This is a genomic window from Bradyrhizobium sp. Pa8, from assembly GCF_052588265.1.
The window spans coordinates 2,500,341-2,523,558 of sequence record NZ_CP176767.1 but is presented as its reverse complement, the minus strand read 5'-3'; the positions used below and the strand labels follow the sequence as shown (position 1 = coordinate 2,523,558).

At 58.6% G+C, this 23,218-nt stretch carries 16 protein-coding genes and 1 pseudogene; 7 read left to right on the top strand and 10 right to left on the bottom strand.

What is annotated here, in order from left to right:
- The first annotated feature begins 209 nt into the window (after positions 1-209).
- Positions 210-614, top strand: coding sequence for a hypothetical protein (locus tag ACKWRH_RS11500; RefSeq protein ID WP_445220606.1), 405 nt, complete (start codon positions 210-212; stop codon positions 612-614).
- Between the two features lie 1,293 nt (positions 615-1,907).
- Here ACKWRH_RS11500 and ACKWRH_RS11495 read toward each other — a convergent pair.
- From ACKWRH_RS11495 to ACKWRH_RS11465, 7 genes are all read right to left on the bottom strand, one after another.
- Entirely contained in the window at positions 1,908-2,444 is a 537-nt protein-coding gene (locus ACKWRH_RS11495; protein ID WP_445220605.1) for an ATP-binding protein, read from the bottom strand.
- 60 nt (positions 2,445-2,504) lie between these two features.
- Positions 2,505-3,017 (bottom strand): cytochrome-c peroxidase, encoded by a 513-nt coding sequence (locus tag ACKWRH_RS11490; protein ID WP_445220604.1) that lies wholly within the window; start codon positions 3,015-3,017, stop codon positions 2,505-2,507.
- Between the two features lie 70 nt (positions 3,018-3,087).
- The gene (locus tag ACKWRH_RS11485) at positions 3,088-3,570 is read right to left on the bottom strand and encodes a cytochrome c peroxidase (protein ID WP_445220603.1); all 483 of its coding nucleotides are present in this window, start codon (positions 3,568-3,570) and stop codon (positions 3,088-3,090) included.
- A 161-nt stretch (positions 3,571-3,731) separates the two neighbouring features.
- Positions 3,732-4,343 (bottom strand): DUF1127 domain-containing protein, encoded by a 612-nt coding sequence (locus ACKWRH_RS11480; protein WP_445220602.1) that lies wholly within the window; start codon positions 4,341-4,343, stop codon positions 3,732-3,734.
- Positions 4,344-4,517: 174 nt separating this feature from the next.
- On the bottom strand, positions 4,518-5,243 hold the full coding sequence (locus ACKWRH_RS11475; RefSeq protein ID WP_445220601.1) for a response regulator: 726 nt from the start codon (positions 5,241-5,243) through the stop codon (positions 4,518-4,520).
- Positions 5,244-5,887: 644 nt separating this feature from the next.
- On the bottom strand, positions 5,888-6,124 hold the full coding sequence (locus ACKWRH_RS11470) for a winged helix-turn-helix domain-containing protein (RefSeq protein ID WP_445220600.1): 237 nt from the start codon (positions 6,122-6,124) through the stop codon (positions 5,888-5,890).
- A 121-nt stretch (positions 6,125-6,245) separates the two neighbouring features.
- On the bottom strand, positions 6,246-6,680 hold the full coding sequence (locus ACKWRH_RS11465) for a response regulator (protein WP_445220599.1): 435 nt from the start codon (positions 6,678-6,680) through the stop codon (positions 6,246-6,248).
- 567 nt (positions 6,681-7,247) lie between these two features.
- Between ACKWRH_RS11465 and ACKWRH_RS11460 the strand changes: the two genes are divergently transcribed.
- Positions 7,248-9,806: an ATP-binding protein gene (locus ACKWRH_RS11460; RefSeq protein ID WP_445220598.1), complete on the top strand. Its 2,559-nt coding sequence runs from the start codon at positions 7,248-7,250 to the stop codon at positions 9,804-9,806.
- Between the two features lie 847 nt (positions 9,807-10,653).
- On the opposite strand, the gene ACKWRH_RS11455 is transcribed toward ACKWRH_RS11460, so the two are convergent.
- A complete protein-coding gene (locus tag ACKWRH_RS11455) occupies positions 10,654-13,827 on the bottom strand; it encodes an AAA family ATPase (protein WP_445222373.1) in 3,174 nt (1,057 codons plus the stop codon).
- A gap of 36 nt (positions 13,828-13,863) precedes the next feature.
- A pseudogene (locus ACKWRH_RS11450) lies at positions 13,864-13,989 on the bottom strand (double zinc ribbon domain-containing protein); the annotation flags it as partial.
- A 751-nt stretch (positions 13,990-14,740) separates the two neighbouring features.
- On the opposite strand from ACKWRH_RS11450, the gene ACKWRH_RS11445 reads away from it, so the two are divergent.
- From ACKWRH_RS11445 to ACKWRH_RS11435, 3 genes are all read left to right on the top strand, one after another.
- Entirely contained in the window at positions 14,741-16,129 is a 1,389-nt protein-coding gene (locus ACKWRH_RS11445) for a hypothetical protein (RefSeq protein ID WP_445220597.1), read from the top strand.
- Between the two features lie 609 nt (positions 16,130-16,738).
- A complete protein-coding gene (locus tag ACKWRH_RS11440; RefSeq protein ID WP_445220596.1) occupies positions 16,739-18,172 on the top strand; it encodes a tetratricopeptide repeat protein in 1,434 nt (477 codons plus the stop codon).
- 285 nt (positions 18,173-18,457) lie between these two features.
- Positions 18,458-18,871, top strand: coding sequence for a hypothetical protein (locus ACKWRH_RS11435; RefSeq protein ID WP_445220595.1), 414 nt, complete (start codon positions 18,458-18,460; stop codon positions 18,869-18,871).
- 240 nt (positions 18,872-19,111) lie between these two features.
- On the opposite strand, the gene ACKWRH_RS11430 is transcribed toward ACKWRH_RS11435, so the two are convergent.
- Positions 19,112-19,330, bottom strand: a complete 219-nt coding sequence (locus ACKWRH_RS11430; protein WP_445222651.1) for a hypothetical protein — start codon at positions 19,328-19,330, stop codon at positions 19,112-19,114.
- A 472-nt stretch (positions 19,331-19,802) separates the two neighbouring features.
- Between ACKWRH_RS11430 and ACKWRH_RS11425 the strand changes: the two genes are divergently transcribed.
- Together ACKWRH_RS11425 and ACKWRH_RS11420 are read left to right on the top strand one after the other, a co-directional pair.
- Positions 19,803-20,840 (top strand): IS110 family transposase, encoded by a 1,038-nt coding sequence (locus ACKWRH_RS11425; RefSeq protein ID WP_445216676.1) that lies wholly within the window; start codon positions 19,803-19,805, stop codon positions 20,838-20,840.
- A 996-nt stretch (positions 20,841-21,836) separates the two neighbouring features.
- Entirely contained in the window at positions 21,837-23,153 is a 1,317-nt protein-coding gene (locus tag ACKWRH_RS11420) for a hypothetical protein (protein ID WP_445220594.1), read from the top strand.
- Positions 23,154-23,218 lie beyond the last annotated feature (65 nt).

The following is a 23,218-nucleotide window of genomic DNA, read 5'->3' as shown; positions in this document are numbered from 1 at the left end:
CGAGACAAATTGGCTCGGTAAGCGCGCAGCGCTGAGAGCCTGGCTCGCTTCGCGGGCGCGCCTCCTCCCTCGTCACTGGCTGCCCGCTTAACCCTGACAGTTAGGCTTACCGATCAAGGTTTTCGCTTGGAAACGCTCTGAGCAGGCTTCAAGATCAAACCGAGCTCGATTAAGGGGGAGGACTTGGTCGTAGCGTTTGAGTCGCGCTCTTGAGTTTTCAGCTATCGATATTGAAGATCCTCGCCGGACAGCCCGATGGGCGCGGCACTATCGAGGTGGTTAAGCAGCACCTCGCGATCTTCTATACCAGCGGGCCGGATTGGGTGAGACGCATGAGGCGGCTTGCCGAATTCGCCCCGAACCTCGATCTGTTTGGCCAACAACTTGTGACACGTGAGCGGGGCACATGGATCATTACGAACGAGGGACGCGTTTTCCTGGCCGAGCTAGAACTCAGGGCAGCAACGAATTCCGAAGTTAATCGCGATGATCCAAGCGCCAGCGATATACGGCATTCGCAAGCTGCGTTGCCTTCACCACCAAAACGCCCACTTGAGCGTCGCCAGCGGCGTCGCAAGAAACGTTCGCGTGGCGCCCACAAGCGTTCTGCCTAATAAGACTGGCAAAGCCAAGCTATAGCACACTCACGGCTCTTGCATGGTTGGATCGAGCTGCCGCGATGAACGCGAGTTGCTGCCTTGCTGGCAATCCAAAATGTCATCGTTCGTTGACGTTTGCAAACGTCGACTGTCGCTGACACCAGTGTGGAGAATTGACTCATTTGCTTGGCACCAACCAGTCGCCCCCTTAAGGCCAGCCCAAATGTCGATTTGGCCACAGTGCGCGGCTGCTAGAAACAGGTCCAACTAGACGCCCCCCAACCTGGGGGGCGCCCCTGTGACAGCGAAATACGTGCGGCTCTGGCGCCTCACTTGCGATAACGGTTCGCCATCTCGACGATACGCCGCCCCGCAGAGGGTCGATTTCGTTGCAACAGTTGCCCCAAGATCACTATTCTTTCTGATGGCACTGTCGAATGAGCGAACCAGTCGCGAAGGCCTCGCTTTTCAAGAGCGTTCGTCAGCACGGGCTTGTCAGCGACTGCTGCAAACCGCCGCAATGCTCGGGAAAGGATTAGAAGCGCACGATATCTTCCATACGGGTCAAAACGACGCGCAGCTCACCCATACGTACGTCTTGCAGCCGAAATGCCGTCACGCGCGCGTTTCGGCGCGGAGAGCAGCAGAGCAGATGTCTATCGCTAACACCCACGACAAATGATCAATTTCTTGTCAACTTCGTCGTCAAGCCGCTTCAATTCGGTTTCGATTGGAGACAATTGCACGGTTCCAGGAATGTCACGTGGGCGCGGCTGCCGATGACCTACGGGAGCCTGGCGGGCCAAGATCGTGATTTTTTCCGGGGCGTCGTCATACACGGACGCGCCGGCAAAGACGGGCGCTGACCCGAATAGGAACGAGGCAGCGACAACAGAGTGCCCAAGTCGTTTCAACATTATATTCCCCTATCACGATCGTGTCAGGTCGCTCTCGGGTGAACGACTGAAAGCGATGGATAGGAGAGCTGCGCTACATGATCACTTCGCGTGCGCGATAACGCGTTACCAGTGCAACGGAGCAACCATCGAGCTAGCTATATCGCTGCCGCGCGGACACGACGCGGTGGACGTTTCGCCGGCGGACGATATCGCGAGGCGTCGCGCCAATACGGCAGCAAGCTCAGCAGACACCAGCGCGTGATGGACCAGGTCGGTTACTCCCGAAGCCGCCAGCAAGGGGGCGTCGAGATCATGCGTCGACGGACTTGCGAGAATGATCGGGAGCCCGGCGCGACTTCATGGAGCGACGCCGCGAGGTCGAGCGAGGATCCTCCAGGCACGTGACACATCAAGGCTCCGTCGAACCAGCCCGTCCGGCGCGGCAGGCTGTCTCGGCCTCGGCGCGCTTTGTAAAGCCGATCGGCTCGTAACCAAGTGCGGCCAGACTCTCCTCGTAGCGCAGCAGGCGCCTATGGTCAGCTTCGAGCACCAGGACGCTTTCACCAGTACCACGAAGCGCCAGGTCGGGCGCAGGCTGCAGGGTTATCGGCGCACCAAGCCCGCCGGCCGGCAGCCACACAACAAAGTGTGTTCCTGCGCCAGGCGCACTCTTCACGGCGATGGCTCCACCATGCTGTTCGACGATCTCGCGGACTGTTGCGAGCCCAAGACCATTGCCATCGGCGCGTGTCATGAAGAACGGCTCGAAGATTCGCTCCAGCGTTGCTTGATCCATGCCCGATCCTGGATCGGATACCGAAATAATCGTGAAGCGGGCGGGATCCAGCTCGATCTGTCGAATTCGCTGCGGATGCGAGATTTCGTGGGCAGCGATGCGCAGCTCAATAAAGCCGGCTCTTTCATCGGCTGGGCAGCGTTGTTTCATAGTTTCAGAATGACTTGCTGCAATTGCGCCGGTTCGCCCGAGACAGTTGCTGTTGCCCCTTCACCCGTTTCGCTCACCGCGACTTTCACATGTGACGGTAACGACGCGGCGAGCAGTGTCGTTGCTTCCGCGACCAGCGCCTTGATCGATACATGTTGGCTTCGCGTTCAGTTGTGTGCACGCCATCTTACGGACCGCATCTTCAAGAATGGGCGCGCTGCCGTCATGGAAGCAAGGAGGCGTCGGAGCAACATTGCGCAGGCTTGGTACGCGCAGAATGGCTGGATTGGGCGAGGCCAGCGGATGAAAGATGCATTGACGCTGAAACAGATTGCCGCCGACATTGACACCCTGATGGCAGGAGATGCAGCCCAGTGATTTGAACAGAAGGTATCCATTCAATTCCTCAACTGACAGCGCACCAGACTCTCCCGCCAGCCAACAGTCGAATCTTCTGCGAGGTGTGCCCAGGGTGCGCTCGAAGCTTGCGATGGCGTCGACGATATTGTTGGCGTCGGGCCGGCGGCCGTAGGTAGAGGCGAAGTTGGCACGCAGTCCGGGATCGAGGTTCATCTTGTCCTGACCTCGGCGACACCGCTACCTATGATGCGCGGGTCTTCCAGCGACGCCCTGGCGTCAAATTCTACACTTCGGAGCTTTCCTTCACAGCCCAACCGAAAGTTGAGCAACGAACTGAGATGGTGAGGGTATTGACCGGCAGTTCAGCACCATCCGCATCCACGTCGTGCGGCTTTGCGATCGCGCCATTTGTACCGACGTCGTGGCAGGACGAACAGCTTCGCGAATTGTCGTGCGACAAGCGGACATCGTCGAATAGGCGCTCGCCAAGTCTGACCTTTAGCGGATCGAGAGCCGGAGGAACGGGTATCGGTGTGATAGGCTCTTCGATGCTTTTCGATACCGGCGCCAGTGCACGCAACTGGGACGGCGCCGAGGAGGGTTGAAGACAAGCAAAAATCAATGCCGACGCCGCAACGACGCGGCGTCGACGCACCAATTCACGAATAGCTCTGATCTCAGAACACCGGGACAAGTGCTGCAAAGGGACTCCACATGGCATTTCAGCAATGCTGTTGCCGCGAACGACCAGCCCCTCCTTCAACATTTCTTGATTGATGAAGCGCCGTTGAGCTGGCTAGCCGCCAATGGCCTTCGACCCGGACATTCGGCGTCGGGCTAGCCATGCGTAGCCTGAGGCCGCGCGAGATGATGGAGCGGCTGGCGGCCTGATAGAAGCCTAATGCTGCGACGAGGAGATACACGGTCTCAGCAATCATGGCAGAACCTCACGACTCGCTCGATTTCCGCTCGGCCGCAGATGCCCAGATCTCGCAAGGTCCGATCATCATATTGCGACAAGGCAGCGACAGCCCTCGTGATCTCCCGCTCCCGTCGCCAATGCGCCCAGAACGTCGAGATTGTAACTGCAAGCGATTCCAGCCAAGTCCAATTGCGCAATGAATATGCGGATGCCCACGCGGCGCGCTCGAACTCGATGGCATTGCCGCTTTCCTGCTGCTGCGAGCCGCAGCGCCCGCCGTCAGCTGCGGTTCGTTGGGGGCCGGTCAAGCCCGGCGTTGCGGACGCCCGGATTATGTGCACGGGCATCGCAGCGGTCGGATGGAACGACGCGCCGTAGACAGCAAAGCCTTCCATGAAGAACGCCAACGCCATCAGGCACAGATTGGTGAACGGCGGTTCTGCTTCCTCAATCGAAACTTCAGGACATCCTTGCAGATTGCCCGACACCGCACGTCCCACGTCTGGACGGTGACTTCCGAAGTCGTGAGGTCGGACGGAGGACGCAGTTTTGCCAAGCCCGTTCTGGGACAGCCGAACGACACGATTCGCGCCCGGCGAGCGGTGCTGCTTCAACATCTAAATTCTCCTGTACGATGTTTGCAGGAGACAATATGAAGCCCCGCTGTTACGCCGCTGTCACCATCACCGGAAAATACGGTTACAACTGCAGTCGGCCGATTTGACGTCTCTGGCATCTTACGTGTGGTTGCGCGCTGCGCGCGAAACCGAACGCGTATAGTCAGTCGCGCCCTAGAACGGCTCGACCGATACTGCAAAGACGTAGCCAACCCCGCGCTCGGTCTGGATGACGCGCGGCGCGCTCGGGTCGGTTTCCAGCTTGCGCCGCAGCCGCAACACCTGAACGTCGATGCTACGGTCAAATATGTCTTCATGGATGCGCGTTGCCTGGAGAAGGTGCTCGCGTGTCAGCGGACGCAGTGGCGCTTCGAGAAAGGCCAGCAGCAGCGCATACTCGCCCTTGCTCAAGAGAACCGGCGCGTCTTTCGGGTCTATCAACTTGCGACCGCGACGTTCGAGCTTCCAACCGTTGAAGCGATAGCCGCCGCGTTCCGGATCACGGACGCGCGCCGAGCGTCCCCTCTCCTGACGCCGCAACACAGCGCGGACGCGCGCCAGCAGCTCTCTCAGGCTGAAGGGCTTGATGATGTAGTCGTCGGCGCCGAGCTCAAGGCCGACAATGCGATCGATTTCGTCCGGCCAATGCCCGGTCGCAATGATGACAGGCACATCAGAATGCGCCCGGATTTCGCGCAGCAGATCCAGCCCATGGTCCTGACCGAGGCGAAGATCAAGAATAATCAAGCTCGGCTGTGTTCCCTGGAGAAGGCGGTGCAATTCCGCCCGATTGGATGCAGCCTTGGTCGACACGTTGTGCTCTTCCAGATATCTGATCACCATCTGCCGCAATGTGGAATCGTCATCAACGACGATGATGTCACCTGCATCTGCCAACATAACTGGTCTCTTGAGTTGATCGATGCAATTGGTAAGTAAACTCGCATCCGGGGCTTGAGCCATAATTCTTTATTCTTTGGGCTGTTTGGGGGAGGACAAAATCTGCCCCCGCTACCGAGACCGCTTTCATACGAAATCTTGGATCACCTGCTTGCGAGCATATCCACGAGACGAATGCACGCCGATATGTGTCCATGAGGCGCAATCACAGGTTCACTACTATCGAATGAGTTGGGTCATTCTCGGGTTGTTTAGGAGAACTCTTCTAATCGTGATGAACTGTGATACTCACGACAACGCTCTCGCGCGTATAGAGCTGTCGTCGCCACCTGATGCTTGAGTGTGACTCTTTGTCGGATAATCGGTCATGATTCCGATCGCGTTCGTCACTTTCCTGCCTCGGAGCTGCCGCTTGGGTTTGCGCGCATCCGAGCGCGCGAACCGCTACCTCAAGGATCCACTGCTCTGGAGCGAACTTGTGCAGCTCTTCATTAATGGGTTGCTGACGACACCGTTTTTATCCCGAAAGGTATGCCCCGGGCGATGCGAACGCGGCGTCGGCCCAACGGACTTGCGAACGCACGCGTGGAGCGGAAGGGACACTCCGACCGCGTCTCCTCGCGGTTGACCCACTCTAGTACGGTTTAAGTCACGTCTAGGAACTTCCAGCTTGCCGCGCGGGTAGGAATGAAGACATAGCCGTTGCGACGTTCGATTCTGATGATCTGAGGTGCACTCGGATCCTCTTCTAACTTGCGCCTGAGACGCATCACTTGGACATCGATGCTTCGATCAAAAACGTCTTCAAGGAGCCGGGTCGCCTGCAGCAGATGCTCGCGCGAGAGCGGCCGCTGCGGTGTCTCAAGGAAGGCGAGGAGCAAAGCGTACTCGCCTTTGGTCCGCAAAACAGTATTGCCCTTGAGACCGAGAAGGTGCCGCGCGCGTCTATGATGCTGCCAGCCATCGAACCTGAATCCACCCCGTTCGGGGCGCGCACGCGGGCTATTCTTCCGATTTTCCTTCGCCTGAGCACCGCGCGAACGCGGCGAGCAGCCCCCTCATGCTTAAGGGTTTGGTCAGGTAATCATCGGCCCCCATTTCTAACGGGAGGACACGATCACTCCCGTCGCATTTGTGATCGATGGTCACAATGACCGGCACGTCTGAGCGCGATTGTATATCTCGGAAAGGCCGAAGGCGATCATCGGCTCTCAACGGCAGATCAAGGACGATCAGGCTTGGATTACTTGTCTCGAAATCTTGGCCGCCCTTGCGCCAGTCTGGAACAGCACGGACTGGCATATCATGTACCGCGAAGAAGCTGGTCAATGACCGCCGAATACCCGGAACGCCGTCGATGAAGAGAACGTGACCGGTGGGGACGTGCATTTCCGCCGTTTCTATTCTGATGAGTGCGGTTCCTTCGCGAACGTTCATCCTTGCTCTCTTACGAGTGGGTCGCGGACTAAGGAGTCATTTCGTGTACGGGCCATATGGATTCCAGCAGAGGCGGCAAACAGTTCTGCAGCGATTAGGAGTGCGTTCCAGAGTACTCACCAGGACGTCTTGCGACAAGGTCGTCCGGGCGCGGCCCCCGGGCATCCCGGCGAGTTTGCGCGCGACACACCCAAGATAGTTCATTTCAGAGGTCGGATCCGGGCGTCACGCAATAGTCCGCGGTAGTCCCAATCGTCGCCAGGACAGCGCGTGCGTTAGCAAGTCGGCGAGCCAACCGAGACCGTCACCAAGTAGCCGCGTTGCTCGCGTAACCAAGTTTTCCTCGATTGTAATGGAACTGTAGCACGGCCTCCAGATCTTGCGGTGGGTAGCATGGAGGCTTGCATGAAGCAGGACAATTCGACTTGGCGCGTACCGCGCGAACGTATTGTGGGGTCAGGCCGAGTGGACGACGGACAAATCAACAACAGCGTAGCGATATCGATCGAGATGAGAGCGGCATTATTTCCGCAGGGTTCGAACGCCAGGATGGGAGCACGATGAGAGGTGACGCTCCTATTTCGACTACATGTTCTGATTGCTGTCGCGTTGCTGCCCGCGATCGCGTTGCTTGTCTACAATGAGTTCGATCTGCGCCGCACGCGCCAGATTGAAGTGCAGGGCCAGGCTCTCAACCTAGCGGAACTCGCCGCCGCAGAGCAACTTCAGATTGTTCAAGGGATTCATCAGGCGCTGATTGCGCTATCTGAGCTTCGTACGATAAAGACGAAGGACGTCGAAGGGTGCAATGCTTACCTAGCCAAGATCAAGCAACGATATCCGGGATTTATCAGCTTTATCGTGGTCGACAAAAGTGGCAGCTCGTTCTGCGATACAACCAACGACCATAAGCCGTCGACCGCGGCCGGTAGACCCTACCTCGCCGATGTTCTGAGAACCGGAGAATTTACAGTTGGAGAGTTCGCGATTGGTCGTCAGACCGGCCGGAACGTCCTTCATTTCGCTCTGCCCTTCTCCGGAGATGATGGCCGCGTCGGCGGCGTCGTAATAGCATCTCTCAGCCTGGATTGGCTCGCAGACTCCCTCATTCGGCGGAATGTGCCGCTTGGGGCCGCGCTTGCCATTGTCGACCGGAATGGCACGTACCTCGCCCACTACCCTGACAATGCCCGGTTTGTCGGCCGGAAGATGGCCGGCAGCCATGATCCCAGTCGCAACGAGGGTACCACAGCGAATATCGTTGACCTCGACGGCATCGAGCGGATTGTCGGTTACTCTAAACTGCGGGATGATTCCGGAGGGCTTCTGATCAGCTTTGGTCTGGACAAGGCCCGGGCGTTCGCTGAGATCCAACGCGGTACGCAGCGGGGTATCCTTCAGATTGTACTGAGCACGGCGCTGGTTTTGACCCTGACATCGCTGAGCGCCCATCGATTCATTCATCGCCCGCTTGGAAAACTTGTCGACGCCGCCAATCAATGGCGCTTCGGTAAATTCGACCAGCGCGTGGACATCCGCGGAGCATCAGAAATCACCCGGGTAGCTAGCGCGTTCAACACGATGGCCGATGCGCTGGAACACCGTGAGCACGAATTGTCCGAGGCAAAGGAAAAAGCCGAGGAAGCCGCAGCTCGGATCACGATGATCTTCGAGAGCACTACCGACGGCGTGCTCATAATCGACCGAGACTGGTCCGTCAGCTATCTCAACCGGCCAGCCAAGCTACAACTGGCCCAAGACCGCGACATCATCGGCATGCCTCTTACGGAAGCCTTTCCTGCCGCCTCCGATCTGGGGGTCTTGAAGCAAATTCGCGATGCAACGTCAGAGCTGCGTCCGATCTTCCTCGAAGTCCTTTGTCCATATTCCCAGGCCTGGTACACGATTAGTGCGTTCCCTTCAAGTCAAGGCCTCGCGGTCTTTCTCCGGGATATCACCGAACACAAGCACGCACTGGATGCACGGCGTTCGATGGAAGAACAACTCCATCAGAGTCAAAAGATGGAGTCCGTCGGACAGCTTACCGGTGGCGTTGCTCACGACTTCAATAACCTCCTTACGGTAATTTCTGCGAACCTCGAGCTCATCGATAGCACGTCAGATCTCAGCAAAGTCCGCCGGGGTGCCGAGGCCGCGCGACGTGCCACTGATCGGGGAGCAAAGCTGACGGCGCAACTCCTCGCCTTTTCCCGGCGGCAGTCACTAAGGCCAAAAATAGTCGACGTAAACGAGCTCATCTCCGAGTTTCAAGGGCTTGTCCACCAAGCCGTCGGGGACGGATGCGAAGTCGAGCTACAGACAGATAAGGAATTGTGGCCGTGCCACGTCGATCCCGCGCTATTGGAGACGGCTCTCCTTAATCTTGCCCTGAATGCGCGGGACGCCATGGCAGAAAGAGGCGTTCTCCGGATCAAGACGCAGAACATTGAGATGGGGGAAAGTATGGCCGCATGTTTGCCCGGATTGTACATTCGGCTGTCTGTCACAGATAATGGCAGCGGAATGTCTCCCGAAGTGCGAGATCGGGTCTTTGAACCCTTCTTCACGACGAAAGAGCCTGGCAAGGGTACTGGGCTCGGGCTCAGCATGGTCTATGGCTTTGTCCGACAGTCCGGAGGGCATATAACTGTCGAGAGTACGCTAGGATCAGGTACCTCGATCGCTTTATATCTACCTGCGGCTAGAAGTAAGCCCGACATCGAACCCGATATGACCGAGACGCACACCTTGCCCGCGGGCTCTGAAAGAGTTCTAGTTGTCGACGACAACGACGATCTCCTGGACGTCACCTCGACAATGCTGTCCACAGTCGGCTATCAGGTTTCCTGCGCCCGCAACGGAGCAGATGCCCTTCGAACACTCCAGGGTGACCAACCATTTGAACTTCTGTTCAGCGATATCATAATGCCGAACGGAATGAACGGCATTGAGCTTGCCCGCGAGGCGAAACGGCTGCGCAAAGACATCAAGATCCTGCTCACCTCGGGCTATGCTGACGGAGTGCTGCAACGAAGCAATGCCGTCGGAGAATTTCCTATTATCGACAAACCCTTCAGTTTAGCGGACTTGGCGAGACGAGTTCGGTCAACCCTGCACGAAACATGATCTTCGATCGCTCGACCGGGCTGGCGGGTCTAACATCTCGATATGCCCCTCGCATTGTCCCGCCGCTCCCGATACAAACCGCGATAGTACCTATAATTTTAAATAGATCGATTGATGCGGATTGACCTCTCATCCTCGAGATCTACCTCGCAGCATGAAATTTCCACGTCTGATTGCTGGACCCCGCTAGAGAACTGCGCTGGCTTCGTCACGAAAAGCTGAAGCAGGCGTCCGAAAACGCCAAGCCCGCCGATGCCAGTGACATCGATACTATTTGCCGTGATGATCGCGCTCGCCTTGATGGCGTTTCAGGTTGTTCAACAGTCGTCGAAAGACGTAAATACGATTGGGCTTTGGCCCCGTATTGCCGGAATATGAGAGCCCGCGGCTCTTCTCCCTTGCGATCGCCTGGACGTCTGTGCGGGACGAAGGCAGCAGCGTCGCATACCAAGGGCCGCAAAATGGGTTCGGGTTGACTGCCGTCAAGCGTCCGCAAAAGGTTGAAAGTCGGTCGCAGGATATGAAAGAGGCCATCAGCTCACGCGGCTCTGTTTGTCGCGGATGCGGATATAGGCACTGGCAAACGTGGGTTTATGGTGCGCTCGGAGGGCGCTCGCATTTTCGGTGATTTCAACGGGTTAGAGTGGAGGTCAACGAGTTTGGTGCATTTCGCGCTCAAAAGTACCTTTGGCCCGACCGCAGTAGGAGAGCACTGTCCTATGCGAGTCGGGTTGGTCTCACCGCTCATAACGGTCCGGTCCTGCCGGGACCACCAGTCAGCGCCCTGCAGAGAGCCTCCGGCCTCGCTTTGTCGCTTACTCGGCCGCTAATGCCTACACGGACAGATTCAATCAGCGCAACTCTCAAGCAACGCCTTTGCCATCTTCAGATCCGGCGTATCGAAGCCTTCCGTGAACCAGGTGTAAATTGGCGCCAGGAGGTCGTGGGCCTTGCGGCCTAGGCCCTGATCGCGCCACAGGCGGGCGAGGCTGGTGGCGCTTCGCAGTTCGATTGCGCGCGCGTTCTGCTGACGCGCGACATCAAGTGCCTTCCGCAGGCACTGCTCTGCCTGTTGCCACTCTGCGGACGCAATACAAAGCTCACCTCGAAGATGATGAATCCTCGCCTCGCACCATCTCTCACCGGTTACGTTGCCGTGACTAAGAGCCGCTTCCAGCAGCTCCATTGCCTCATCGCGACGACCGGCGACGCTACAAGTCTCGGCAAGAATAAATCTGCCTTGCTGGAGGAACGCGCCGACCCCGCCTTGCTCCCATGCTGCCAACCCACTGCGCGCGAATTGCAGGCCCTCCTCGATCTCGCCGCTGCGCACCAGAGCCCAGCCGCGGAACAGCATTCCTGCGGCCTTCGGCTGGGCGAGCTGATGCTCCTCGCAGAGCGTCAAGGTCTCGGTACTTGTCACCAGGGCCGCCGCCACGTCCGCTCGCAAGATGTGGTACGCGCATACGAACCACAGCGCGTGGGAGAGAGTTGGCGCATGCTCCATTCGTCGTGCGAAGCGCACCGCGCTCTCGGCGTGCTGCGCGGCCCGTTCTGGATGACCTAACATCCACGCCATGATCGCACCGAGCGCGTGGGCGCATACCGCCGGGTCGTGTCCAATGTAGTGGAACGCGTGATGGCGATGCTGCCGCTCATCGTACAGCGCGAGGCCCTGCTCGACCTGCGTATACGCTGTGGCGAAGTCGCCGCACAGCAGGGGCGTCGGCCAGGCAGCATGGTGCGCCTGGAGCAGGAGATTTGTGTCGTTCAAGGTGTGAGCGACCCGGAACAGTTCCTGGATCGATTCCCGTGCCTTCCCGAATTCGCCGCGGGTATTGTGGAACAGCCACAGACCAATGAGAGGCGCCACCAAATCGGCCGAGCTGTCCATCGCACGTGCAAGCCCGAGCGCGCGGTCGTAGACTCTTTCCACCTCGGGCGCGGTCCATCCCTGTACGTTCATCATCGCCGGTCCGAGCTGAGCGAGAATCTTGAGTTCTGCGGCCGCTCGCCCCGGCGTCTCGGGTTCGACTTCGAGCAATGCGAGTGCTCGGCGAAAATGTCGAACCGCCTCCGTATTGGCGGCACGACGCGCCGCGTGCTCGCCGGCGACGGTCCAGTGGGGGATGGCGCTTTTGTGAAGTCCGGCCTCGCCGTAGTGGTAGGCCAGCAATTCGGGATGGCGTTGGGCGACGGCCGTATCGTCCTGCTCCAATCTCTGCGCGATGGTCCGGTGCAGCTGCCGATGCTGCTTGCGCAGCAGCGTGCTGTAGGCGGCGTCCTGCACCAGCGCGTGTTTGAAGACATAGGACGCTTGTGGTGGGATGCCGGTTTGGAAAAGTAGCCCGGCCTCGACCAGGCGGCCCAACGCACCTTGCACCTCCGCCTGGCTTCGCGGGGTGGCGACTGCCGCGATGAGTTCGTAACAGAACTCTCGTCCGATTGCCGCGCCGATCTGCGCCATTTCCTTTGCCGCTGGGCCTAATCGGTCAAGCCGAGCCATCAGTGAGGCGTGCAGCGTCGCGGGCACAGCGCGCGCGGAAACAGAAGTCCCGGACAGGAGAGCCTTCGTACCGCTTTTGGCCTCGACGACGGCCTTGGTAAGCTCCTCCACGAAGAGCGGCACGCCGTCCGTCCGCGCGACGATTTCATCTACCGCTTCGCCCGGCAAGGTCCCATTGCTGGCTGCGATGCGCTGCACCAGCGCTGCACTTTCGCGCAGGTCGAGCCGTTTGAGGGTCAGAGTGGTCACGTGAGCCTGATCAGTCCAGGGCGGCGAGTACTCGGGGCGGAAGGTGACGAGCAGCAGCACAGACGACCCCTGCACCCGCTCCACGATATGATCGAGCTGGTCCCGCGATGTCGGATCGATCCAATGGGCGTCCTCGTAGACCATCAACACCGGCCGCTGCTGTGCGAGCACGACGAGTTGCCGCAGCAGAGCCTCGAAAGTCAGATCCTTCTTGCGCTGAGGCGTGAGGTTCGGGGCCGCGTAACGGCCAGTGGTGGTGGTCGGGATCGACAGCAGTTCGGCAAGGAGCGCGATATCCTCATTCGAGGCGTGCGTCGGAGTGAGCAGGGTTTCCAGCTTCGTGAGCTTGATCTCGGGCAGGTCATCGCGCGCGAAACCAGCAGCGCGCTCCAACTGCGCGATGGTCGGATGCATTGCGCTATCTTGATGGTGTGGAGAGCAAAAATAACGCAATCTTGCGTGCGGTTCGTCTGCAAGCCGCTGTGCGAACGCAGCGGCCACGCGCGACTTTCCGATGCCTGGCTCGCCCGATAGCAATACGACCTGACCCTCGCCGGTCTTGGCTCGCTGCCAGCACTGGAGCAATAGATCGAGTTCGCTTTCGCGCCCCACCAGGGGCACTTCCCCACGGGAAGGATGCAATGCTTCGAAGCGACTTTCGACCGTGCTCTCGCGAAGGACACGCCAAGCCGCCACCCGTTCGAGAAACCCCTTTACCTCGACCGCGCCGAGGTCGTCGTATTCGAAGAGACCGCCGGCCGCGCGATGCGTCCGTTGGTCGACTAAGACCGCGCTAGGCGTGGCAAGAGCTTGCAGCCGAGCGGCAAGGTTCGGCGTTTCGCCGACCACGGCCTGCTCTTGGGCAGCGCCGGCTCCAATGAGATCACCGACAACGACTAGTCCAGTCGCGACACCGACACGAACCCGCAGCGGCTCCTCTGTGACAGGAAGAGAGCCGACCGCGTCCACAAGTACAAGACCGGCGCGGACCGCCCGCTCAGCGTCGTCCTCGTGCGCCGCGGGATAGCCGAAGTACACGAGCACCCCGTCACCCATATACTTGGCTACAAAGCCATCGAAACGGCGAATAGTCTCTGCAACGCAGTGATGATATGCGCCGATCACGTCGCGCAAGTCCTCGGGATCAAGACGTGAGGCGAGCACCGTCGAGCCAACCAGATCGCAGAACATCACGGTTAACTGCCGCCGCTCGGCGGAGACACTTGATCGCAGCGAGGCGTCTGGTTGCAGTTCCGGCCGTGCCATAGCCGACCCGGCACTCAGCTGGGCACCGCAATCGCCACAGAACTTTGAGCTTAACGGGTTGATGCACCCGCATCGCGGACAGGCGGAGGGCAGCGCTCCCCCGCATTCCGTGCAGAACCGCTTCTCATCGGGCACTTGCGCCCGACAGTTCGGGCATTGCATGCAGCACCTGCATGACGGAAAAAATTCAACCTACCACAGTCCGGCGAGTGTGGATGGGAAAAACACCATTTGGCGATCGTTCTCACCAGCGAGAGCCGGGGCAGCCACGCTGGCAAAAGCCCGGACGGCGGATTTTCGCCCAGGGAGCCTTCGGAGGCGACCGATCACCCCGGCATGGAAGCCGCCACCGTTTCGCATCCGAAACGACCTCGCCAAACAACAACGAACACAATCTAAATCGGACAAAACCGCAGCAAAATCAGCGAGGCCGATCGATATTCGCCGCTCATAACGGTCTGGTTGCAGGTTCGAGTCCTGCCGGGCCCACCAGCGTCATCAATAGCTTAGTTCGTTCTCGTTGCCCGCAGCGCGACGACCGCACCAGAAACCGCACCAGATACGTCCGCTTTTCGTTCGTAAGTGAAGGCGGCTCGCACCCACGATTGTCATTCCCTCGCAACAAGCGACACGTCCGCTAAGGATCTAAGTTCGGAAATAAATTCTCGAGTCTTGGGATTCCGCAATGGGCCATTCGCGACATTCTAGCGATGCGCCGACGAATTCCGGTCTACCCCGATAGGCAGACATGACGCATTCGTGAACCTCGCCACAGGGCGACCGCTGTCCGTGCGAATGAACACAAGGGACGGCAGGGGCGACCAACCCTACAGCGGGAAGACTTGCCACAACGCCTGCCTCGGCTGCATGTCAGGACCTTCGAGGCAGCATTCCCGTTCCGGGGAGGCGCGATATGCTGCAGTTGAAAGACAAGGTCGGACGGTTCGCGACGACAGGGCGCAGCTGCCAAAACTGGAAAAAGGATCAGGAGCTGGTCATTTCGCTGCTCAACAAGATCGCCATTTCCGACGGCGGCGCCGAGAACACGCTTAAACCACAGATGGTCGTGACCGGTTATGCCAGCGACGGCCTTTACAACTCGATTCTGTACTTCCAAAAGAAGAACTTTCCCGGCACGCCTGACGGCTATGTTCGGCCTGCCGGCCCGACATTCAGTCGGCTCGTTGAACTGTCGACGAAGGCGGCTGCCAAGCCCGCCCTGCCAAAGGGCCAATGGGACGCAATCGCGACTCCTTCCGTCGATGCTGCACTTCGCAAAGGCCTCATCGACGATTCAAAGCTGGACTACGCAGAGATCGTTGACATTATCCGGGCTACCGTCGCAGACGGCATGGTCACCGCATTCGAGCTGGACGACCTGGCCACCATTGCGAACACCTCCAGAACGCTCTCCCCCACCTCGAAAAAGCTCATCACGCTCTTCGTCGGAGAAGAATACAAGGAGAAGCGCGGGATCGGACCGTACGACCTCAATTCCGACCAGAAAAAACTAGCCGCGGAAATGGTCTGCGATTTCCTGAAAAACACGAGGACGACGTTCTTTCCGAAGCTCGACCCCCACCGCGTCGGCATAGGTATTCTCAGGCGCATTGCGAAGCCGAGCCTCATCAATCAAGATCAGGGAAGTCTGTGCGGGCCATCCGCCCTGATGTTCGGCTACGCGTCCGACAAGCCAGGGTCTTACGCGCGGTTCGCGATCGATCTCTATCAGAAGGGGCAGGCGAACCTTGGCCGCCTACTGATCAAGCCGGGAAAGGATGTGAGGAACTTCACGCCACCCTGGTCGCTGGACCACGTCGATTGGCTGACATGCGCCTCCATACGCGATTCGGAGAACTGGTTCCTCGATTTCGACGACACAGGCAAGATCAGCGATCTTGCGGGTGTCACCCTGCCGAGCGAAATGGAGCAATGGTTTCGCAAGGCAGGGTACCGGGACGTGCGGGAGAATACCAACATTTCGCGATACAACAAAGACATCGACGATGTAAACGAAGCCAACCGGCTGCTCGACAGCGGATATCGCGTATGTCTTTTCATAAGCGCCAATATGATCGACTATGACGACCAGTCCGATAAAGGCTCCGCGTTTACAATGCACTGGGTCGTGCTGCGCGAGAAGATACAAGTGATGAACGGGTACGTGAAGGCGAAGGTCTTCTCATATGGCGATGGAGACTACGTGATACCGCATCCGCAGGAAAAAACCGGTGCCGTCAAGCCCCTCGCCGTTCGGGACTTTCTTATGAATTTTTATGGGTACGTTGCTGCCAAGGGGTGACCGGGGCCAGAAGCGCCGAAGGCATCATCATGCTGGTCACGCACGAGATGGCCTTCGTCCGATGTCTCGACCTGCGTCGGCTTCATGAATGCCGGCATCATGGCAGAGGATCGGCACGCCCGAGGAAGCCATCCGCCAGCCGCGCAGCGAAACGGCTGAAGGTTCTTGAGCCGGTTTCACGAGGCGCACCGAGGCTTGTACTCGCAGAACGTCCGGCAGTCAGGGTGCGTATGAGGTCCGCTGTGCCCCTGATAGTGGCGCAATAGCGGATCTCAGCAGAGGTCCGCTTTGGGTCAATCGCGTCGGTTTGGTTCTCCCGAGACGACGTCCGGTCAGCCCCAGTGAGCGGACATCTTTAGTTACCCCTCGCCAGGTCTCAAACGGGCCAACAAGAGACATTTCGAGCCCCCTTTTCCGGGCAACACTCGGCAAGCGTTGTAGACTCCACTTAAACGCTGCCAGCGGACCTTTCAGTACCAGCGCTCGTTCCATTGACGGGGCTCACACTCCCTTACAGATGCCGCCCGTCCGAATTGACGGTCGAGTTTGACGTAGATCAAAACGCGAACTGCCGCTATTATCGCCGCCGATGTGATGGGCGATCAGCTCATGACCACGGAAGAACCCAAAGCAGAGATCGAGGTACTTCGATCCGGCACGTCAGCGCCAAAGGCGGACGTTCGGCGGTGGACGTGGGGAAGGATCAGCGGCCTCGTAGCCGGTCTCGCCGCCGTGGGCACGGTGCTGGCCGGGCTAACCGGCTATTGGACGACGTACCGCACAGTCTCAACGGAACTGTTCGCGCCCATGAAGCAAGGGCCGACGCAGGCCGAGGCCGCGCGTTTTTCCCTCGTGGTGCTGCCTTTCGCCAATCTCTCGGGCGATCCGAGCCAGGACTTTTTCGCCGATGCCATTACCGAAAATCTCACCACCGGCATGTCGCGCGTTTTCAAACTCCGCGTGATCGCGCGCAACACCGCCTTCACCTACAAGGGCAAGGATATCGACGTCAAGCAGATCGGCAGGGATCTCGGCGTTCGATACGTGCTCGAAGGCTCGGTGCAGCGACACCAGAACCGGGCGCGGGTCAATGCCCAGCTCATCGATGCCCATAGCGGTGCGCATCTCTGGGTGGATCAGTTTGATACCGCTCGGGCCGATCTGATGCAGATGCAGGACGAAATCGTCGCGCGCATCAACTCGGGCGCACGCTATGAGCTGACAAAAGCTGAGGCACAAAGAAGCGCAATTGCCACCAACCCCGACGTTCTAGATTTGACCACGGAGTGCCTCGTCTCAGTTGTAGATAAAGCCGGACTAGTCGGTAAGGAAGCGAGAATGGCCTGCGAGCGGGCGCTCAACGCCGATCCCAACAATGTAACTGCGTTGTCCATGTCGTCTATCCGGTACTCTGTGCCGATCCTGTTCGGCCGCAGTACCGATCCCCGGACCGACCTAAAGCGAGCTGACGAACTGGCGTCGCGCGCGATCGCCGTTGATGCCAACAACGCGTTGGGTCATGTGGCTAAAGGCAATGTACTCATTGTCGAGCGGCGCTTCGACGATGCGATTGCTGACTTCGAACGTGCGCTGGCACTCGACCCCAACGCTGCAGAGGCTTACGGGGCTTTGGGCCATATACACGTTGACATCGGGCAATATGAAAAGGCCAACGAATTTTTCGACAAGGCGATACGGCTCAGTCCGCAGAATCAACAATTGGCATTTTGGTATATGGGCAAAGGTCACGCTTTTTTCGGGCTGGAGCAGTACGATCAGGCGATCGAATGGGCGCGCCGGTCGATCGCGATCAATCCAAACATAGGATCAAATCCGCTCGGCACAATCGCCGCCGCGCTTGCATTGAGCGGCCATGATGCGGAGGCTCGTGACGCTGAAAAGCGCCGCGCTGTGCTGTCTAAAGTCAAGAATGTCGCGGCGCTCAAGGCGATCGCACCACCTTCCTCCGCCGATCCACGCGTTCGTGCAACATTTGACCGGGCTATCGAGGGTCTGCGTAAGGCCGGGATGCCGGAAGAATGAATGCTTTGGCGAGTGTTCCCTCGACTTAACGAGGCGATGCCAGACTTCTGGTTTGGGTCACAAGCTGACGTTGGGCGCGCAGCGCGGCAAGATCAGCTATGGGCCAATTTCTGCCTTAAGCAGGCGCGGCAAAACATGCCAGCGCATGCTCCGGCGAATGCTGTCGGTCCACGCCTGGGCGGGGTCAACGCGGCGCCGGTGAACCAGAAAGTCCTTCATGCGACAGAACACCAGGGACTTCTTTCAGCCGGAAGACCTTGATTAGTCGATGGACGGAGCCGACCCGTGAAATTTTTGCTGAGAATTATGCTTGCAATCGCTCTCGTGAACCTTGCTCCAGTCGTCGGCGCGGCGCCGAAGAACGCCGTCGCTTCTCCTGCCTTGCAGAAGGAATTCGATGGCTTCATCGAGAAGTTTCGCGCGGCGCTGAAAGCAAACGACCCCGCCGCCGTCGCCGGTATGACACGATTGCCGTTCATGAACGACAGCGCAATTCGCGACGCCGCGCAATTTCACGCCAAAACCTATCGGACCTCGTTCACGACGAAAGATCGCGCGTGTATCCAGCGCGGCAAGGCCGTCTACGATCGTGATCAAGACAAAAATGACTATTACTCCATTTTCTGCGGCGAGACCATCTACGTCTTTACCAAGACGCCAACGGGGTTCCTCTTTACGGACATCGGCGTGAATGACTGATCAGGCCACAATGCCATCCACTGCCGCCCGACGTATGATCGGTCGCCTCGCTCAGCGACGTATTGGATATCCAGGCGATGGGCCGCACTCATCAACGGAAAGACTCGCCGCGAGCACAACTAGTAGGCTCGGCCCCTATTATCGGACATGCATACGGACAGCGGCGACTTCGCCTTCGGGTCAAAATGCGAAGAACTCAGAGTGAGCAAAATCAGTCCGCTCTACTCCACCAAGCGGACCTCAATGAAAGGTGTCGCCACTTCGCTGATGGGCCAGAAGCGGTCCTCTGTAGGCTTCGATCGCCGCCTCGCTATGCGGCGTCTTGCGCGCATTGTTCGGTGACTTCTTCAGCTTGTTGAGCGGAATGAAAGTCTCCGTCCCGCTCGCGGGAATGATTTCAACTGACTTGGCCGACATGATCATTCTTCCTTTTGCTTCCATGGGTGCAAGGCGCACCACGCGCCTGTACCCCTGCCCGTCGGCGAGACCGGGGGTAGCAAGTGCCAGGGCGCCCCGGGCGGAGGGGATCACCCGCCCGCAAGGGCCGCTCGTGAGAAGCGGGTCTGCACGGGCGCATGTCAGCAGTTCGAGAAGGTGAAGACCCAGCAAAAGCACGGAAGACCGGGGAGACCGCCCGGGGCGGCGTCGGCGATAGCCGGCGCTTCACCCTGGCGCGCGCGAGGGGCGGAGCCCCATAGACTTCAAGCATTAGAATGTTGAGCAAGTCTCCGCGGGTGAAAGCAGGACGTCGGAAACAAGAGCAAAAGTGAGACAATCAAAAGAGGCACCCGCAAGAGGGTCAGCATAGCGCCGACGCGTAGCGGCGGGACCCGGGACCGAGTGCAGTCGCGAGATGAAGTAACCGGGCACCGACCTCTCGGGCGCATAATACGTCGATCGATTCGCCCAACAAGATGAGCTGGAGATCCTGATGAATTACTTCGCTGGACTCGACGTGTCTCTGAAGCGCACCGCGATCTGCATCGTTGATCGAGATGGAAATATCGTCCGGGAAGGAGTGACGGATACCGAACCCGAGGCGCTAATTTCCTGGCTGAGAAATACCCGCTTCGCTTTGCAGCGCATTGGGCTAGAAGCCGGCCAATGTTCCTCCTGGCTGCACAAGGGGCTTTCGGAAGGCGGATTACCCGTCATTTGTGTTGAGACCCGGCACGCAAAGAGCGTGATGCAAGCCCAAACTGTCAAGACGGACCGCAACGATGCTCGTGCGCTTGCGCAAATGATGCGAACAGGGTGGTTTAAGGCGGTTCACATCAAATCTGAAGACAGCCAAAAGCTGCGCGCGTTGATGGGCAGTCGCCGGTGCCTGCTCGACAAGCAACGCGACCTCAACAATCATATTCGGGCGGCACTTCGAACCTTCGGATTCAAAGTGGGGCTTATCGGCCAAAGCCGCTTTGAAGAACGTGTCCGCGGGCTGATCGTGGCTGATGGAGATTTACAGGCCCTCGTCGTTCCATTGCTCGAAGCCCGGCGCATGCTCGGCGAACAAGCACGCGTGTTGACGCGCCTGATTGGGCGCCTGGTTCGGAGCGATGCTACTTGCCGTCGGTTCATGACGGTTCCTGGCGTTGGTCCCCTGACAGCTTTGGCATTCAAGACGACTATCGATAATCCAGGCCGCTTCCGTAAATCACGGCATGTTGGTGTCCATCTTGGACTGACCCCAGGCAAATACGCGTCGGGAGAGGTCGATTACAACGGGCGCATCACCCGGTGCGGCGATGCCTTTGCTCGAGAACACCTCTTTGAAGCCGCGCACTCATTAATGGTCAACACTAAACGGTGGTGCTCGTTGAAGGCGTGGGGCATCCGCATCGCTAAGCGTAGTTCAATGAAAAATGCGCTGGTAGCCGTGGCTCGCAAGATATCCGTCATCCTGCACCGTATGTGGTGCGACGGCAGCGACTTCCGGTGGGAAAGATCGGAGGTCGCAGCGGCAGCCTAACATCCGAATGCACTGATCAGCAGAACACGGCCGAAAGGCTGTCAAGGAGTCCGGTAGGACGAGGAATGGCGAGGGTGATAACCGGTCTGCAGCGCGAGCAAATCGCTCCGCGACTGCGTCCCCGAGATGGTCCCGCCACTTCTTCACGAACATCATCATGAGGCGGGGATCCCGACCTCGAAGAGAAGCGCGATCGCCGGATAGCTTTGACACCACGGTAGGTTCGGAAGGCACAACCACAATGCGGTAATTGGATCAGATTTCGTACTTGACGTCTCAACCCCGGTTAGAGAAGACCGGTTAAGAAGGCACCCGCGCGACGGGCAGTGATAGCGGTGCCGCGAAGCGGCGGCCCTTCGTGCGAGTGCCTCCGGCGAGCGACACATTATTGATCTAGTACTTGCGCAAGGGATCGAAGCCGAAGGCCGAGACGCAACGCGGCTCGGTTCACGAGAGCCCGGTGCGGCGATAGCCGCACGCGCCCATACGATTGAGCCCCATGAGCAGTGCGATAACATGAATATGATCGACTAGACCAATCAGCGGCCAGTCATATCCAGATGACGTTAGCAACCCGATCCAAGCGCAAGCTGCGGTAACCTTGCTTGGCTTGCAGTTGAGCAGTTCCTGCGCGCATGTTTGATTGCGATCGACAGCTCGGCCCCGGGAACAAGCACCGATAGACTCTTCTATGAAGCACCCAGCCGTCGTTGCTGATCCCGAAATTACTCATTCTGCTTCATTTGACGTCAGCGTTTCTGGCCCGATAATGCGACGCTCTGCCATCATTCCAGCCGGTTCGTGGCCTCGCCGTATGCCGGCTGCAATCGCAGCAGGATATTGCGGAGAATCTTCCGTCGAAGCATTTCTCAAACGAGTCGGCATCGAGTATCCTCAGCCACGTGTAAAGGAAGGAAGACGTCAGCTGTGGCTGAGAGACGATCTGGACCGGGCCATTGCCCCGGACCTCGCGCCGGGCGACCTCGCCGAGGATTTGTGACGCTCGAGCGCCCTCTACCGCGGTTTGTGGAGGTGCGCCGGCTCGCCCGCAGCCCTCTTGGTTTCTACTTCCGCATTCCCACACATTATCGCAAGCTTGGATGTGAAATGGCCAACGAGCCATTGGGGACAAGGTACGAAGTAGCGTGCGGTGACGACGGCAAAGGAGGGCGCGCCGCGACACTCAATGCCCTGTTCGATGCCTGGAACGACCGCCGTAAGGGAGGACCAATCGAGCCAGGCAAGATCGCGCGGTATGGCACAATCGATTGGCTGTTTCGACAATACAAGACGGAGAAGGCCTACACCGAGAAGGTCTCATCGCGATCTCGTCCCGACTACGAACGCATTATGCAGATGATTTGCGATACTGTCGGCAAGAGCGGCCGACGCATCGGCGAGCGGCAGATCCGGGAAGTTACCCCGCGAGCAGCTGATAAGATCTACGACAGGATCATCAACGGGCCGAACGGTGTCAGGCTTCGACAAGGTGAAAAGGTCGTCGGGCTATGCCGCAAGGTCTGGCGTATCATGCGTCGGCTGCACCCAGATCTGTTCGACAAGAAGCACCCGAATCCCTGGGATGATTTCACCCTTAAGTCTCGGACCAAGACCAAGAAGCATGCGGTCACGCGCGAAGAGGTTTACCGGTTTGCCTGGGGGTGCATCAAACACGGCCGACCTGAGCCGGCCGCGGTTGCGGTAATTTGCTTTGAATGGTTGCAGCGGCCAGAGAATGTCGTGGCCGGCTTTTTGAGCTGGCCAGACTATCGAAGCAAGAACTGGCCACACGCGGTGCGGATCGAGCACCACAAGAACAAGACGTTGGTCTGGCATCCCATTGAGGACAATCTGGATGGTGAGATTGTCAAGTTCTATGCCGAAGCGGAAGACATCTTAGGCCATCTTCCAAAGCTCGGTGTTCCCATGATTATGCGTCAAATCGAGCGAGGGGAATATAAGGGTGTGGCTAAGGTCTGGTCTTACCCTGGCATGGAAAAAGTCGTGCAGCAGATGCGCAAGAAGATCGACGGCGTGTCGGAGCTGTTCACGCTCGATTCATGCCGGCACGGCGGCATGACCGAATTGGAAGAAGCCGAGCTGACGGATGGTCAGGGCCGCGCGCTGTCAGGGCACAAAACGGCACAAGCCTACCGTGGCTACGCCAAGGAAACGATGCAGCGAGCCTTGGCGGCGACCCGTAAGCGGCATGCGCATCTCCTGGCGCAAAAGCAGTTTGAACACCCGCATAGCGATGCAGCTGAAGCTCAAGATCAGATGAGCGACACTGGCGTCCGCCACAACGCTTCTTGAGTAGCACTCCGAGCCCCACCTCCTGCGGCTGACCCTAGCATTGAAGGAATCAAGTCGATGCTTGC

Coding starts and splice junctions, on each gene's coding strand:
- ACKWRH_RS11495 (WP_445220605.1), bottom strand. CDS start 2,444: ATGAAACAACGCTGCCCAGCCGATGAAAGAGCCGGCTTTATTGAGCTG.
- ACKWRH_RS11490 (WP_445220604.1), bottom strand. CDS start 3,017: ATGAACCTCGATCCCGGACTGCGTGCCAACTTCGCCTCTACCTACGGC.
- ACKWRH_RS11485 (WP_445220603.1), bottom strand. CDS start 3,570: ATGTTGAAGGAGGGGCTGGTCGTTCGCGGCAACAGCATTGCTGAAATG.
- ACKWRH_RS11480 (WP_445220602.1), bottom strand. CDS start 4,343: ATGTTGAAGCAGCACCGCTCGCCGGGCGCGAATCGTGTCGTTCGGCTG.
- ACKWRH_RS11475 (WP_445220601.1), bottom strand. CDS start 5,243: ATGTTGGCAGATGCAGGTGACATCATCGTCGTTGATGACGATTCCACA.
- ACKWRH_RS11465 (WP_445220599.1), bottom strand. CDS start 6,680: ATGAACGTTCGCGAAGGAACCGCACTCATCAGAATAGAAACGGCGGAA.
- ACKWRH_RS11455 (WP_445222373.1), bottom strand. CDS start 13,827: ATGGCACGGCCGGAACTGCAACCAGACGCCTCGCTGCGATCAAGTGTC.
- ACKWRH_RS11445 (WP_445220597.1), top strand. CDS start 14,741: ATGCTGCAGTTGAAAGACAAGGTCGGACGGTTCGCGACGACAGGGCGC.
- ACKWRH_RS11440 (WP_445220596.1), top strand. CDS start 16,739: ATGACCACGGAAGAACCCAAAGCAGAGATCGAGGTACTTCGATCCGGC.
- ACKWRH_RS11425 (WP_445216676.1), top strand. CDS start 19,803: ATGAATTACTTCGCTGGACTCGACGTGTCTCTGAAGCGCACCGCGATC.